The organism is Mycobacterium sp. E2733, from assembly GCF_001667585.1.
Lineage (GTDB): Bacteria > Actinomycetota > Actinomycetes > Mycobacteriales > Mycobacteriaceae > Mycobacterium.
Genome location: NZ_LZJZ01000134.1, coordinates 1 through 14,648, shown reverse-complemented (window position 1 = coordinate 14,648; position 14,648 = coordinate 1). Strand labels below are relative to the sequence as shown.

The 14,648-nt window shown below is 67.9% G+C and carries 15 protein-coding genes and 1 pseudogene; 7 read left to right on the top strand and 9 right to left on the bottom strand.

Annotation, left to right across the window (positions count from 1 at the left end):
• The first annotated feature begins 59 nt into the window (after positions 1-59).
• Positions 60-1,115, top strand: a complete 1,056-nt coding sequence (locus A5678_RS24420) for a TQO small subunit DoxD (protein ID WP_068048171.1) — start codon at positions 60-62, stop codon at positions 1,113-1,115.
• Here A5678_RS24420 and A5678_RS24415 read toward each other — a convergent pair.
• Positions 1,072-2,313: a D-alanyl-D-alanine carboxypeptidase family protein gene (locus A5678_RS24415; protein WP_068048167.1), complete on the bottom strand. Its 1,242-nt coding sequence runs from the start codon at positions 2,311-2,313 to the stop codon at positions 1,072-1,074. The genes A5678_RS24420 and A5678_RS24415 overlap by 44 nt on opposite strands.
• A gap of 231 nt (positions 2,314-2,544) precedes the next feature.
• On the opposite strand from A5678_RS24415, the gene A5678_RS24410 reads away from it, so the two are divergent.
• Positions 2,545-2,769 (top strand): hypothetical protein, encoded by a 225-nt coding sequence (locus A5678_RS24410; protein ID WP_068048211.1) that lies wholly within the window; start codon positions 2,545-2,547, stop codon positions 2,767-2,769.
• On the opposite strand, the gene A5678_RS24405 is transcribed toward A5678_RS24410, so the two are convergent.
• On the bottom strand, positions 2,766-4,100 hold the full coding sequence (locus A5678_RS24405; RefSeq protein ID WP_068048164.1) for an aspartate aminotransferase family protein: 1,335 nt from the start codon (positions 4,098-4,100) through the stop codon (positions 2,766-2,768). The two genes, A5678_RS24410 and A5678_RS24405, sit on opposite strands and share 4 nt — an antisense overlap.
• Before the next feature lie 64 nt (positions 4,101-4,164).
• Here A5678_RS24405 and A5678_RS24400 point away from each other — a divergent pair, with 64 nt between their 5' ends.
• Complete coding sequence (locus tag A5678_RS24400) at positions 4,165-5,067, top strand: sigma-70 family RNA polymerase sigma factor (RefSeq protein WP_068048161.1); 903 nt, start codon at positions 4,165-4,167, stop codon at positions 5,065-5,067.
• Here A5678_RS24400 and A5678_RS24395 read toward each other — a convergent pair.
• The 5 genes and pseudogenes from A5678_RS24395 to sdhC form a co-directional block, all read right to left on the bottom strand.
• Positions 5,039-5,638, bottom strand: a pseudogene (locus tag A5678_RS24395) (carboxymuconolactone decarboxylase family protein); the annotation flags it as partial. The gene A5678_RS24400 and the pseudogene A5678_RS24395 sit on opposite strands and share 29 nt — an antisense overlap.
• Before the next feature lie 139 nt (positions 5,639-5,777).
• Positions 5,778-6,590 (bottom strand): succinate dehydrogenase iron-sulfur subunit, encoded by an 813-nt coding sequence (locus A5678_RS24390; RefSeq protein WP_068048155.1) that lies wholly within the window; start codon positions 6,588-6,590, stop codon positions 5,778-5,780.
• The gene (gene sdhA / locus A5678_RS24385) at positions 6,590-8,362 is read right to left on the bottom strand and encodes a succinate dehydrogenase flavoprotein subunit (protein WP_068048153.1); all 1,773 of its coding nucleotides are present in this window, start codon (positions 8,360-8,362) and stop codon (positions 6,590-6,592) included. Before sdhA ends, A5678_RS24390 begins: the two co-directional genes overlap by 1 nt.
• 3 nt (positions 8,363-8,365) lie before the next feature.
• A complete protein-coding gene (locus tag A5678_RS24380) occupies positions 8,366-8,836 on the bottom strand; it encodes a succinate dehydrogenase hydrophobic membrane anchor subunit (RefSeq protein WP_068048149.1) in 471 nt (156 codons plus the stop codon).
• Entirely contained in the window at positions 8,833-9,171 is a 339-nt protein-coding gene (gene sdhC / locus A5678_RS24375) for a succinate dehydrogenase, cytochrome b556 subunit (RefSeq protein WP_068048146.1), read from the bottom strand. The genes A5678_RS24380 and sdhC overlap by 4 nt, the downstream gene beginning before the upstream one ends.
• A 244-nt stretch (positions 9,172-9,415) precedes the next feature.
• Here sdhC and A5678_RS24370 point away from each other — a divergent pair, with 244 nt between their 5' ends.
• From A5678_RS24370 to A5678_RS24360, 3 genes are read left to right on the top strand one after another with little or no spacing between them, the layout of a single operon-like run.
• Entirely contained in the window at positions 9,416-9,814 is a 399-nt protein-coding gene (locus tag A5678_RS24370; protein ID WP_068048143.1) for a cytidine deaminase, read from the top strand.
• Positions 9,811-11,097 (top strand): thymidine phosphorylase, encoded by a 1,287-nt coding sequence (locus A5678_RS24365; RefSeq protein WP_068048141.1) that lies wholly within the window; start codon positions 9,811-9,813, stop codon positions 11,095-11,097. Before A5678_RS24370 ends, A5678_RS24365 begins: the two co-directional genes overlap by 4 nt.
• Positions 11,094-12,185, top strand: coding sequence for an adenosine deaminase (locus A5678_RS24360; RefSeq protein WP_068048136.1), 1,092 nt, complete (start codon positions 11,094-11,096; stop codon positions 12,183-12,185). Before A5678_RS24365 ends, A5678_RS24360 begins: the two co-directional genes overlap by 4 nt.
• Before the next feature lie 42 nt (positions 12,186-12,227).
• Here A5678_RS24360 and A5678_RS24355 read toward each other — a convergent pair whose 3' ends face one another.
• Together A5678_RS24355 and A5678_RS24350 are read right to left on the bottom strand one after the other, a co-directional pair.
• Positions 12,228-12,512: a GlsB/YeaQ/YmgE family stress response membrane protein gene (locus A5678_RS24355; protein ID WP_068048133.1), complete on the bottom strand. Its 285-nt coding sequence runs from the start codon at positions 12,510-12,512 to the stop codon at positions 12,228-12,230.
• A gap of 93 nt (positions 12,513-12,605) precedes the next feature.
• On the bottom strand, positions 12,606-13,277 hold the full coding sequence (locus A5678_RS24350) for a GntR family transcriptional regulator (RefSeq protein WP_068048130.1): 672 nt from the start codon (positions 13,275-13,277) through the stop codon (positions 12,606-12,608).
• A 189-nt stretch (positions 13,278-13,466) separates the two neighbouring features.
• On the opposite strand from A5678_RS24350, the gene A5678_RS24345 reads away from it, so the two are divergent.
• A complete protein-coding gene (locus A5678_RS24345) occupies positions 13,467-14,495 on the top strand; it encodes a cupin domain-containing protein (RefSeq protein ID WP_068048127.1) in 1,029 nt (342 codons plus the stop codon).
• The last annotated feature ends 153 nt before the right edge of the window (positions 14,496-14,648 follow it).

The following is a 14,648-nucleotide window of genomic DNA, read 5'->3' as shown; positions in this document are numbered from 1 at the left end:
ATTCCTTCGGCCATCCATTTTCATGATCGTCTTCGTTGTTTTAAAGGATGGCACATTCAATGCAAAATCAGGCTCTCACTGTTTCGCCCAGCACCCAAAGCCCGTCAGCTGCACTCATTCTCCTTCCGCTCCGGCTCGTTGTCGGCTGGACGTATTTCTCAGCGTTTTGGCGCCGGGCGATTCTCGCCGACAAGCTGGACCCCGGCGCCGCCGGCTATGTCGGAGAGAAGTTCAACGATTTCCTCCCCGGCGCGCTGGGCATCAAGCCGGTCATAGGTTTTCTCGTGCTGCACCCGGATATTCTGCAATGGTCCATGATTGCGTTCACGATGGTGGAAGCGCTCGTCGGATTGTGTCTGATGCTCGGATTATTCACCCGGACAATGGGTGCGAGCGCCATGCTGCTGGCTTTTGGCATTCTGCTGGGCGCGGGTTGGCTGGGTACCACCTGTCTCGACGAATGGCAGATCGGAATTCTGGGCATCGCGTCCGGGGTCGCGGTCTTGCTCGGCGGGGGCGGCGAGTACTCGGTCGATGCCCTGCTGAGGCGCAAGGGCTCCAGGTTCACCCGGAGCAGGCGTTTCACCTGGCTTGCCTCGGGTGAATTGAAGGCGGGCAAGCCGGCCGTCGCTATCGGGGCGGCCGCGGTGCTTTCGGTAACGCTGGTGACCAACCAGTACTTTCACGGCGGCGTCTACGGGCCGCTGCACAACAAGTCGATCAAACCTGTGGTCGAGATTTCCGATGCCAGTATCACGGACGGTGGTTTGCGGTTTACCGTCTATCGAACCGAAGGCGTGGACGTATACGGCTCATTCCTGGTCAGTGTCGCCCTACTTGATGCCGGTAAGACAATTTTCAAGGTTGCCGGGCCGCAGCTGAGCCAACTGCCCAAGAGCGAGATCGTCAATTACCACGTGGCGGCGGTGAAACCGGGGACATGCGGCCTGGTCATACCGTTGGGAGCCAAAGCCCGGATCTCGCTCAACACCGGGACCGCAGCTATTGACAGGAACCGGACTTACGCGCTTGCCCTCACCGACGTGAGCGGTGTCCGCTGGCAACAACCGGTCACCGGTGTTGCGGGCGGCGGTTCATCGACCGCGCGACCATGATCAAACTGAACACGATGATGGTGCCGATGACGGCGACGCCCACCCGGATCGGCAGCGCGTCCGCCGACGGGATCAGCCCCGCGGCCTCGGCGCCGTTGCCCTGCCGGTCGGCGGCGCTGTCGCGTTTGGCGGGCGCCAGCGAGGGGTCGGGTTCGATCAGGTTGCCGACCTGGGTGCCCTGCGGCGTGCTGAATCCGTAGTCCAGCAGGTGCGCCGCCTGCTCCCACGGGGCGATCGGCTGCCGCGTCCCGTGCAACAGGACCGCCATCAGTCGGCGCCCGTTGTGGTTGGCCGCGCCCACGAAGGTCTGGCCGGCGTCGTCGGTGTATCCGGTCTTTCCGCCCAGGGCGCCCGGGTACTTATAGAGCAGCTGGTTGTCGTTCTCCAGCTCGTAGCCGGGGTGGTCGCCGTGACCGGGGAAGTCGAACGTCCGCGTCGCGACGATGTCGGCGAAAGTCGGGTTCTGCCAGGCGTAGCGGTAGAACAGGCCGATGTCGTAGGCCGACGTGCTCATGCCGGGGCCGTCCAGCCCGGACGGCGTCGCCACCCGGGTGTCCTTGCCGCCGAGCTTGGCGGCCAGCACGTTGATCTTCTCCACGGCCTGCTGCATGCCGCCGAGCTGCATGGCCAGCGCGTGCGCGGCGTCGTTGCCGGAATGCATCAGCAGGCCGTGCAGCAGCTGGTTGACGGTGAACACCCCGCCCTCCTCGACGCCGACCTTGGTGCCCTCGGCGGCCGCGTCGTCGGCGGTGCCGGGCACCGCCTTGTTCAGGTTGAGCGCATTGATGGCCGCCATCGCGACCAGCACCTTGATGATGCTGGCGGGGCGGTGCCGGCCGTGCGGGTCCTTGGCCGCGATCACCGCGCCGCTGTCCAGGTCCGCCACCAGCCACGCGTCGGCGGAGACGTCGGTCGGCAGCGCCGGCGTATCGGGCGCGGCGACGATGCCGCAGCTGGCCAGCGCCTCGCCGCCGACCGGCTTGGGGGGCACCGCCAGCGGCATCGGCGGGTCGCCGGCCTGGGGAACCTCCGACGAATCCACCGCGGGTGGGGTGTTCACCTTGAAGGGGCAGTTCGCGGGTGCGGCATTGGGTCCGGCGCCGGGCTCGGCCTCAGCGACGGGCACGGCCAGCGTCACCGGCGCGGCGACCAGGAAAACGGCCGCTGCCAGGCACGATGCGGGGCGTAGGAAGTTCATTGCTTGTGCAGACTAGGCGATCGCGAGCCCGATTCGAGGGAGCCGCGCTGTGACTGGTGATACGGAAGTTGCGAAGCCACCTGGACCGCGCGAGAACGCCGCCGAGCCATTACGCTGGGCATGCCGTCATTGGGACGGCAACGAATCCCCGCCACCGAACCCCAGGAACCTGCCATTCAGAACGATCGTTTCTGGTCCCGATTGCGGCGGAACCGCGACGCTCCGCGGTCGCTGCAACAGCTGGTCAAGGAAGTCGAGAAGGCAACGCAGGTCCGCCGCTCCGGCCTGGAAGGCGTCCTGAGCGAACTGCAGCAGCACCGTGACGCCACGTCCGACGCCGGTCTGCGGGAGGCGCTCACCTGGCTGTGCAACGCGGTGACCCGGATGGTGACCAACCCGACGGCGGCGCATTCCCGGGAGGTTCTGATTGCGGCCGACGCGGTCAAGCGCCGCTAGAGCTTGTCGGACACCCCCGCGAGCACACCGCGCAACACCGATTCGATGGTGTCGAACTCGGCCTGGCCGCTGATCAGCGGCGGCGCCACCTGGACGACGGGATCGCCGCGGTCGTCGGCGCGGCAATACAGGCCGGCTTCGAAAAGCGCCGGTGACACGTAGCCGTGCAGCAACCGTTCACATTCCTCCGTGCTGAACGATTCCTTGGTCGCCTTGTCCTTGACCAACTCGATGCCGTAGAAGTAACCCTCGCCACGGACGTCACCGACGATCGGCAGGTCGTACAGCTTCTCCAGGGTGGCGCGAAAGGCGGATGCGTTTTGCTTAACGCGGTCGTTGAGGCCCTCGCGCTCGAAGATGCCGAGGTTGGCCAGCCCCACGGCCGTCGAAACCGGATGTCCGCCAAAGGTATAGCCATGCGGGAAAACGGTCGCGCCGTCGTTGAACGGCTCGAACAGTCTCTCGCTGGCAATCATCGCGCCCAGCGGCGAGTAGCCCGACGTGAGGCCCTTGGCGCAGGTGATCATGTCGGGCACGTAGCCGAAGTCATCACAGGCGAACATCGACCCGATCCGGCCGAACGCGCAGATCACCTCGTCGGAGACCAGCAGCACGTCGTAGGAGTCGCAGATCTGCCGCACCCGTTCGAAATAGCCCGGGGGAGGGGGGATGGCACCGCCCGCGTTCTGCACGGGTTCCAGGAACACCGCGGCGACGGTCGCCGGGCCCTCGAACTCGATCGCCTCAGCGATCCGGTCGGCGGCCCATTGTCCGAAAGCCTTGGGGTCGTTGGCGAATGGGTCGGGCGCGCGGTAGAAGTTCGTGTTGGGCACCCGGAATCCGCCGGGCGTCACCGGTTCGAACGGCGCCTTGTACGACGGCAGGCCGGTGATCGCGAGGGCACCCTGGGTGGTGCCGTGGTAGGCGATCGACCGCGAAATCACCTTGTGCTTACCGGGTTTGCCGGTCAGCTTGAAGTACTGCTTGGCGAGCTTCCACGCGGTCTCGACGGCCTCGGTCCCGCCGGTGGTGAAGAACACCCGGTTCAGGTCGCCGGGCGCGTAGCGCGCCAGGCGCTCGGCGAGCTCGACCGCGGTCGGGTGGGCATACCCCCACAGCGGGAAGTACGCCAGCGTGCTCGCCTGCCGCGCGGCGACGTCGGCGAGTTCGGTGCGGCCGTGGCCGACCTGCACGGTGAACAGCCCCGAGAGGGCGTCGAGGTAGCTTTTGCCGCGGTCGTCGAAGATCGTCACGCCGTCGCCACGGACGATGATCGGCGGCGTGATGCCGGCCCCGTGCCGGGCGAAGTGCAGCCACAGGTGATCCGTCATCGCCGCGAGCGTAACGCTACGGAGGGTTTCGGCGTCGAAAATCGCCGTGGCGTTACGCTCGGGTATGACCTCAGCTCAGGAGGTCGCCCAATTCGAGGCGCTGCGCCCGCATCTCATGGCGGTCGCCTATCGGCTCACCGGCACGGTGGCCGATGCCGAGGACATCGTGCAGGAGGCCTGGCTGCGCTGGGACGGCCAGGAAGCCACCATCACCGACCCGCGGGCGTGGCTGACCACCGTGGTGAGCCGGCTGGGCCTGGACAAGTTGCGTTCGGCCGCGCACCGGCGCGAGACCTACACCGGCAACTGGCTGCCGGAGCCGGTAGTGACCGGGTTCGACCCTCCGGATCCACTGGCCGCCGTGGTCGCCCACGAGGACGCCCGGTTCGCGGCGATGGTGGTGCTCGAACGCCTGTCGCCCGACCAGCGGGTCGCCTTCGTGCTGCACGACGGGTTCGCGGTCCCCTTCGCCGAAGTGGCCGACGTGCTGGGCACCAGCGAGGCCGGTGCCCGGCAGCTGGCGTCACGGGCCCGCAAGGCCGTCACGGCCGACCCGCCCCCAAAGCCCGACCCATCGCACGACGAGGTGGTCGGTCGGCTGTTGGCCGCGATGGCCGCCGGCGACCTGGACACCGTGGTCTCGCTGCTCCACCCCGACGTCACGTTCACCGGCGATTCAAATGGCAAGGCCCCCACGGCCGTCCAGACCATCCACGGCCCGGACAAGGTGGTCCGGTTCATGCTGGGCCTGGCGCAACGCTACGGACCGGCGATGTTCACCTCGTATCAGCTGGGGCTGGTCAATGGCGAAGTGGGCGTCTACACGGCCGGCCGCCCCGCGTCCGACGGCTACCGGGAGATGCTGCCGCGGATCACGGTGTTCACGGTGCGCGACGGAAAGGTCTGCGCGCTCTGGGATGTCGCCAACCCGGACAAGTTCACCGGCTCTCCGCTGCGGCCTCGCTAGCCCATGGCACCCGGCAGGCGTCCCCCGAGCTGAAGCCCTGCTCGGTGATGCCCAGTGCGGTGTTCATCCGGGCGCGCATGTTCTCCACGCCGATCTGATAGGTCAGCTCGATCACGCCCGCGTCACCGAACCGGGCGCGCAGGTCGGCGACCTGCTCGTCGGTGACGGTGTGCGGATCGGTCGTCATCGCGTCGGCGTAGCGGATCGCGGCGCGCTCGTCGTCGGTGAAGGCCGTTGAGGTCGCGTAGTTGTCGATCTCCTTGAGCCGCTCGACGTCGAGGCCGTCCAGGCGCTGCAGCATGGAACCGAAGTCGACGCACCAGGAACAGCCGACGCTGCGCGCGGTCCACAACACCGCCAGCTCACGCACGCTGACCGGCAGCGCCTTGGACGCCCGGTCGATCATCGTCTCGTGCACGGCGCCGGCGAGCATCAGCTTGCGATGGTGGGCGGCCACGGTGAACGGCTCGGGGACCTGGCCGTAACGCCGCTTGGCGATCCGGTACATGGCGCGGGTCAGCAGCCCGGCGCGCTTGGGGGACAGGGGCTCGATGCGGGTTTTCTGTGTCATACCCCTCAGACGAGACAGGCCGCGGAAGTGTGACGGGCCTTCGCGGCGCTCGAACGCCACGCTAGCGTCACGCTCGGCGCCCAGCGCCACGCTGGCGTGACGTTCGGCCGCGAAGGCCGTACGCGCCTAGCGCCCGCGCCTAGCGCGTGAACATCAGCGCGCGCTTGACTTCTTGGATCGCCTTGGTGATCTGGATGCCGCGCGGGCAGCACTCGGTGCAGTTGAACGTGGTCCGGCACCGCCACACGCCGTCCACCTCGTTGAGGATCTCGAGGCGCTCGGCGGCGGCCTCGTCGCGGCTGTCGAAGATGAAGCGGTGCGCATTGACGATCGCCGCCGGGCCGTAGTAGCTGCCCTCGTGCCAGAACACGGGGCAGCTGGTGGTGCAGGCCGCGCACAGGATGCATTTGGTGGTGTCGTCGTAGCGGGCCCGGTCGGTCGGGCTCTGAATGCGTTCGCGCGTCGGCGGATTTCCGCTGGTGACCAGGTACGGCTTGACCGCGCGGTAGGCGTCGAAGAACGGCTCCATGTCGACCACCAGGTCCTTCTCCACCGGAAGGCCGCGGATCGGTTCCACCGTGATGGTGAGCCCCCCCTTTTTGCCCTTGCGCCGGTCTCCTGGCAGCAGGTCGCGCATCAGCACCTTGCACGCCAGCCGGTTCACGCCGTTGATGCGCATCGCGTCCGAGCCGCACACCCCATGGGCGCAGGAGCGCCGGAAGGTCAGCGTCCCGTCCAGGTAGCTCTTGATGTAGATCAGCAGGTTGAGCAGCCGGTCGCTGGGCAGGCACGGCACCCGAAAGCTCTGCCAGCCACCGGTTTCCGCGAAGGCGTCGGGATTGTCGGGATTGAACCGGGCAATCTTCAGGGTCACCAGCACCGCGCCCTCGGGGATGGGCGGCAAGGGCGGCTCGGGTCCCCGGTCGAGCTCGACTTCGACGCTGTCGGACATCAGTACTTCCGTTCCTTCGGTTCGTAGCGGGTCTGCACGACGGGCTTGAAGTCCAGCGCGATGTCGCTCAGCAGATCGGTGCCCTGCTTATCGGCCCCAATTTCCTTGTAGGCCATGGTGTGGCGCATGTAGTTGACGTCGTCGCGGTTCGGGTAGTCCTCCCGGGCATGCCCGCCGCGCGACTCCTTGCGGTTCAGCGCGCCTACGACGGTCACCTCGGCCAGCTCCAGCAGGAAGCCCAGCTCGATGGCCTCCAGCAGGTCGCTGTTGAAGCGCTTTCCCTTGTCGTGCACGGTGATTCGGGAGTAGCGCTCTTTGAGTGCATGGATGTCGGTGAGCGCCTGCTTCAGCGTCTCCTCGGTGCGGAACACCGCGGCGTTGTTGTCCATCGACTGCTGCAGCGCGCCGCGGATGTCCGCTACGCGCTCGGTGCCGCGCTCGTCCAGGATGCCGCCGACCCAGCCCACCACCATCGCCGCCGGGTTGGGCGGCATGTCGACGAAGTCGTGCGCGTCGGCGTAGTCCGCGGCGGCGATGCCGGCGCGGCGGCCGAAGACGTTGATGTCCAGCAGCGAGTTGGTGCCCAGCCGGTTGGCACCGTGCACCGACACGCACGCGCACTCGCCGGCAGCATACAGGCCGGGCACCGTAGAAGTGTTGTCCCGCAACACCTGTCCGGTGACGGTGGTGGGGATGCCGCCCATCACATAGTGACACGTCGGGTACACCGGGACCAGCTCGTGCACCGGATCCACGCCCAGATACGTGCGCGCGAACTCGGTGATATCGGGCAGCTTGGCCTCCAGCACATCCTCGCCGAGGTGGCGGACGTCGATGTAGACATAGTCCTTGTGCGGGCCGGCGCCGCGCCCTTCCAGCACTTCCAGCACCATCGAGCGGGCGACGATGTCGCGCGGCGCCAGGTCGACGATGGTCGGCGCGTAGCGTTCCATGAACCGCTCGCCCTCGCCGTTGAGCAGCCGGCCGCCCTCACCGCGCACGGCTTCGGAGATCAGGATGCCCAGCCCGGCCAGGCCCGTCGGGTGAAACTGGTGAAACTCCATGTCCTCCAAGGGAAGTCCCTTGCGGAATACGATCCCGATACCGTCACCGGTGAGCGTGTGCGCGTTGGACGTGGTCTTGTACATCCGGCCCGATCCGCCGGTCGCGAGCACCACGGCCTTGGCGTGAAAGACGTGGATCTCGCCGGTGGCCAGTTCGTAGGCCACCACGCCGGTGGCCACCGGGCCGCGCGGGGTCTCCGTCAAAACCAGGTCCAGCGCGTAGAACTCGTTGAAGAACTGCACGTCGTGCTTGACGCAGTTCTGGTAGAGCGTCTGCAGGATCATGTGGCCGGTGCGGTCGGCGGCGTAGCAGGCCCGGCGCACCGGGGCCTTGCCGTGCTCGCGGGTGTGGCCGCCGAACCGGCGTTGGTCGATGCGGCCCTCGGGGGTGCGGTTGAACGGCATCCCCATCTTCTCGAGGTCGAGCACCGCGTCGATGGCTTCCTTGCACATGATCTCCACCGCGTCCTGGTCGGCGAGGTAGTCGCCGCCCTTGACGGTGTCGAAGGTGTGCCATTCCCAGTTGTCGTCCTCGACGTTGGCCAGCGCCGCGCACATCCCGCCCTGGGCGGCGCCGGTGTGGCTGCGGGTGGGGTACAGCTTGGTCAGCACCGCGGTCCGGACGCGCGGGCCGGCTTCCACCGCCGCGCGCATGCCGGCACCGCCGGCGCCGACGATCACCACGTCGTAGCGGTGTTGCTGGATCACCGGTCAGCCTCCGATATTCGGGTCGAATGTCACCAGCACATAGGTGCCGAGTACCAACGTGAACCCCATCGACAGCAGCAGCAGGCTGTTGAGCCAGAACCGGGTGCTGTCCTTGCGGCTGTAGTCGTCGATGATGGTGCGCAGGCCGTTGCCGCCGTGCAGCTGCGCAAGCCACAACAGCGCCAGGTCCCAGAACTGCCAGAACGGCGAGGCCCAGCGCTGCGCCACGTAGTTGAAGTCGATGCGGTAAACGCCGTTGTCCCACATCAGCATGACGAACAGGTGCCCGACGGCCAGGACGATCAGCGCGACGCCGGAGAACCGCATGAACAGCCACGCAAACTTCTCGAAGTTGGGGATGCCGGCCCGGCGCCGCGGCGAGCGCGGGTTGTCCAGACTGGCCGGCCGGTCGTGGCTGCGCTCGCGCACCGGGGCCACCTGACCCCGGCCCAGTTGCAGGTCGGGGGAACTCATCGGAGGTGCTCGACGATGTGGATGCCGGTGACCACGCCGGCCGGAACCATGAGCAGCAGGAAGACGACGCCGACGATCCAGAACATCAGCTTCTGGTAGCGCGTGCCCTCGGACCAGAAGTCGATGAGGATGACGCGGATCCCGTTTAGCCCGTGGAACAGCACCGCGGCCACCAGCCCATACTCCATCAGGCCGACGACCGGGGTCTGATAGTCGTGGATCACCGCGTTGTAGGTCTGCGGGCTGACCCGCAGCATCGCGGCGTCCAGCACGTGGACGAACAGGAAGAAGAAGATGGTCGCGCCGCTGATGCGATGCAACACCCACGACCACATGCCCGGGTCGCCCCGATACAAGGTCCGGGGTGGACGCCGCTTGCGCGAGGGTGCAGATTCTTTTGCCGGACCCGCGGTTGTCGCCTGTGTGGTCACCCAGTCCTCACCGCCTTCTGACATCAAGCCGGGCAGTTCAGCCTAACCCGGCCGGGGGGCTGCCTGCGCCGCCCAGTCCGCCAAGCGAAGTGACGTGACAGAGTTAGGCTGACCGTCTGTCGTGGCACAAGCTGAGCGGGGTTGCGAGATGCCTGATGTCGATTGGAACATGTTGCGCCACAAGGCAATCAGCGCTGCCGCGGGGGCCTACGCGCCCTACTCGCGGTTCCCGGTGGGGGCGGCCGCGCTGGTGGACGACGGACGCGTGGTCACCGGCTGCAATGTGGAAAACATCTCATATGGCCTTGGTCTCTGTGCCGAATGCGGTGTGGTGTGCGCCCTGCACACGACCGGCGGCGGCCGGCTGATCGCGCTGGCCTGCGTCGACCCGCAGGGATCCGCGCTGATGCCCTGCGGGCGATGCCGCCAGCTGCTGCTGGAGCACGGCGGTCCCGAGCTGCTGGTCGACCATCGGGCCGGTCCGCGCCGCCTCGGTGACCTCCTGCCGGACGCCTTCTGCGCCGACCTGCCGCGGGAACCCCGTTGACCGAGCACACATTCGACGCGCCGACGGTGATCCGAACCAAGCGCGACGGCGGGCGGCTGTCCGATGCCGCCATCGAATGGGTCATCGACGGCTACACCCACGGCCGGGTCGCCGAGGAACAGATGTCGGCGTTGCTGATGGCGATCTTCCTGCGCGGCATGGACCGCGGCGAGACCGCCAGCTGGACCGCGGCGATGCTGGCGTCGGGCGAACGGCTCGACTTCCGCGACCTGGGGGTGCCCACCGTGGACAAGCACTCCACCGGGGGCGTGGGGGACAAGATCACCCTGCCCCTGGTGGCCGTCGTTGCCGCATGCGGCGCTGCGGTGCCACAGGCCTCGGGTAGGGGGCTCGGGCACACCGGCGGCACCCTGGACAAGCTCGAGTCCATCACCGGGTTCACCGCCGTGCTGTCCAACCGGCGGGTGCGCGACCAACTTCGCGATGTCGGCGCCGCCATCTTCGCGGCCGGGGAGCTGGCGCCGGCCGACGCCAAGCTGTACGCCCTGCGCGACGTCACCGCCACCGTCGAGTCGCTGCCGCTGATCGCCAGCTCGGTGATGAGCAAGAAGCTGGCCGAGGGGACCGGCGCGCTGGTGCTCGACGTGAAGGTCGGTTCGGGGGCGCTGCTGCGCTCCGCGGAACGGTCCCTCGAGCTGGCCCGAACCATGGTCGCGCTGGGTGCCGCCCACGGGGTGCCCACCCGCGCGCTGTTGACCGACATGAACGGCCCGCTGGGCGCGACCGTGGGCAACGCCCTCGAGGTCGCCGAGTCGCTGGACGTGCTGGCGGGCGGCGGCCCGCCCGACGTGGTCGAACTGACTTTGCGGCTGGCCGCCGAGATGCTCGAGCTGGCCGGGGTCGACGGCCGCGACCCCGCCGAGACGCTGCGCGACGGCACCGCGATGGACCGGTTTCGCCGACTCATCGCCGCCCAGGGCGGCGATTTGTCGGTTCCGTTGCCGATCGGTGCGCATTCCGACACCGTGACCGCTGCCCGGGGCGGCACAATGGGCGATATCGACGCGATGGCAGTGGGGCTGGCGGCTTGGCGGCTCGGTGCGGGCAGGTCCCGTCCGGGCGAACGGGTGCAGGCCGGCGCCGGCATTCGGATCCACCGCCGCCCCGGCGAACCGGTCGCCGCGGGCGAGCCGCTGTTCACCCTCTACACCGACACACCGGAGCGCTTCGCCGCCGCGCTCGCCGAGCTGGACGGCGGCTGGAGCGTCGGCGACATGCCACCGGTCTCGCGGCCGCTGATCATCGATCGGATCCTCAAGTGACCACACCCCTGGGCCTCGAGCAGATCAAGAAGGCGCCCAAAGCGCTGCTGCACGATCACCTCGACGGGGGGCTGCGTCCGTCGACCGTGGTGGAGATCGCCGGCCAGACCGGCTACGACGGGCTACCCACCACCGATGTCGAAGAGCTGGCCACCTGGTTCCGCACCCAGTCGCACAGCGGCTCGCTGGAGCGCTACCTGGAGCCGTTCTCGCACACCGTGGCGGTGATGCAGACACCCGACGCGCTGCATCGCGTCGCCTACGAATGCGTCGAGGACCTGGCCGCCGATTCGGTCGTGTACGCCGAGATCCGATTCGCGCCCGAGCTGCACATCGACCGCGGGCTGTCCTTCGACGAGATCGTCGACGCCGTGCTGGCCGGCTTCGCCGACGGCGAAAAGGCCTGCGCCGCCGCCGGACGGCCGATCGTGGTTCGGCTGCTGGTCACGGCCATGCGCCACGCCGCGGTGTCCCGGGAGATCGCCGCGCTGGCAATTCGGTTTCGGGACAGAGGAGTTGTCGGATTCGACATCGCCGGTGCCGAGGCCGGAAATCCGCCCACCCGACACCTGGACGCCTTCGAGTACATGCGAGACCACAACGCGCGCTTCACCATCCACGCGGGCGAGGCGTTCGGGTTGCCGTCCATCCACGAGGCGATCGCGTTCTGCGGTGCCGACCGCCTGGGCCACGGGGTCCGCATCGTCGACGACATCGACGTCTTGGGCGACGGACGGGTTCGGCTCGGCAGGCTGGCATCGATCTTGCGGGACAAGCGAATTCCGCTGGAGCTGTGCCCCAGCTCCAACGTGCAGACCGGCGCCGTGAAAAGCATCGCGGACCATCCGTTTGACCTGCTGGCCCGCACCCGGTTCCGGGTGACCGTGAACACCGATAACCGGCTGATGAGCGACACCACGATGAGCCTCGAAATGTGCCGGCTGGTCGAGGCTTTCGGTTACGGCTGGAGCGATCTCGAGCGGTTCACCATCAACGCGATGAAATCGGCGTTCCTCCCGTTCGACGAGCGGCTGGCGATCATCGACGACGTGATCAAACCGCGTTACGCCGTGCTGATCGCAGGCTGACGCCGCTCGCCCGAAAGGCGGGCGAGCAGCGCAGCTTTCGGCTCAGCGGGTGAGGCGCGTGCCGGTGCGACGACCCGTCAGCGCTTCGTAGAGCGCGATGAGGACGATCGCCGCGCCGACTCCGATGAAGAACGGAACCCACGCGATGCCACCGTTGGCGTTGTGGTATCCGAACTGGCTGGCTACCGCCGAGCCGATCAAACCGCCTACGGCGCCGATCACGACGGTCATGATCATGCCGACGTTCTGCTTGCCCGGCATCACGAGGCGGGCGACCACACCGATGATGGCGCCCACGATGATGGCAAGGATGATGGATCCGACCATTTCAGCTCCTGTCGTAACGGCGCCCGGGGTGGGCGCCATCTGCGAGGAGGATTTCCCCGAAAAGACGGACTTCTAACACAATTCGTGTGGACGTCAGATCAGGTCGGCCGCGAGCCCGATGGCGCGCACCGTGCCGGCCAGGTGGGTCTGCACCGCGCGCAGGGCCCGCTGGGCGTCACCGTCGCGCAGCGCCTCGGCGATGTGGCGGTGCTCGTCGAGGATCGTCGTCACCCGGTCGGGGTCGCGCAGCGCCGATTCGCCGATCATCCTCATCTGCCGATCCCGCAGGGACCCGTAGAAGCCCGACAAAATGGCGTTGCCCGACTCGGCCAGCGTGACGGCGTGGAAGGCGCGGTCGGCGTCGAGAAATTCGGCCCAATCGGCGCGGTCGACGGCGGCACGCTGCCGTTGCAGTTCGCCCGACAGGCGCTCGAAAGCCGCGGCGCACGCGGCGGGCCCGCGCCCGACCACCTTGGTGGCGGCGAACTGCTCCAGAAGCAGCCGCGCCTCCATCACGGACCGGACCTCGTCGGGTGAAACGGGGACCACCAGGGCGCCGCGCTGCGGGTACAGCCGCAGCAGCCCCTCGGCCTCCAACCGCAGGAACGCCTCGCGCACCGGGGTGCGCGACATCCCCAGCGTCGTGGCCACGTCACCCTCGCTGATCAGGTCGCCGCCCGGGAACGCGCCGGTGAGGACTTGCGTCTTGACGTAATCCAGCGCGCGGTCCTTGGCCGTGCCCGGGCGCGGGTCAGTCGTTGCCACGGCAGCCTTCCGGTAGCTAAGTCGTATCCCAGCAGTGTGGTGACGGTACACCCGTGGCGGCGCCGGAGTCGGCGGATACCGCGTCAGGCGGCGCGACATTGACAAAACTACAACTAAGATACAAGATAGATACGAGAAAGACATAAGACGCACCCCAGAAGCCCGCGAGCAGCCCGAAGGAGACGCGCAATGTCGGTCGCCGAAACAGCCCTGACCCCGAACCTGGATCCGACGATTCCCGCGCCGATGATCAACGTGGCCGAATACGGCTTCGAAGGTCGGTTCCAGGACTGGGCCGAGGACGCCGAGTATTTCGAGTACTCCAAGGCCGCCAACCCCATCGGCTCGGGACACGTCCCGCAGGTCCCGGTTACCCGGTTCGATCCGGATGTCTACACCGATCGGCCCACCGGCGTGATCCCGCTGGATCTGTCCAAGGAGCTGCAGATCGAGGCGGGCGCGGCGACCAGCCCCGCGCTGCTGGCCAACTTCGTGCGCATCCGGCCGGGCGAGCAGGTCGACACCAGCCCCAACGCGACCTCGCAGCTGTACTACGTGCTCTACGGGCGCGGCTTCGCCGCGGTCAACGGCCAGCTCGTCGGATGGGAGAAGGGCGACTTCCTCACCCTGCCCGCGGGCACCCACTCGGTGTTCTACGCGGCCGCCGACACCGCCATGTACTGGGTGCACGACGAGCCGCTGATGCGATACCTCGGCGCCGAAGCCACCCAGCCCCGGTTCCGCGCGACCAAGTTCCGCCGTGCGGACGCGGTGGCCAAGCTGGAGGAGATCGCGTCGCGCCCGGGCGCCAACGAGAAGAGCCGGGTCAGCGTGCTGCTGGCCAACGCCAACCAAGAACAGACGCTGACCATCACCCACGTCCTGTGGGCCATGTTCGGCGTGCTGCCCCCGAACCAGGTGCAGCGCCCGCACCGGCACCAGTCGGTCGCGCTCGACCTGATCCTCGACGCGCCCGCCAGCGGCTGCTACACGCTGCTGGGCACCCGCCTCGATGAGCACGGCGACATCGTCGACCCGACGCGGGTGGACTGGCGGCCCGGCTGCGCCTTCACCACCCCGCCGGGCATGTGGCACGCCCACTACAACGAGACCGACGAGCCCGCGCACCTGATTCCCATCCAGGACGCCGGGCTGCAGACCCACCTCCGCAGCCTCGACATCAAGTTCACGCAGCGCCGCGACCTCGTCGCCGGCTGACCCGGCGGGCCGTGCGCGGTCCACGGTTCGCGCATAGTGTGGCTGCACATGAAGTTGCCCCTGCTGGGCCCCGTGTCGGTCACCGGGTTCCAGAACGCGTGGTTCTTCCTGTTCCTGCTGCTCGTTCTGCTGGTCCTGGGCATCTACGTCGTG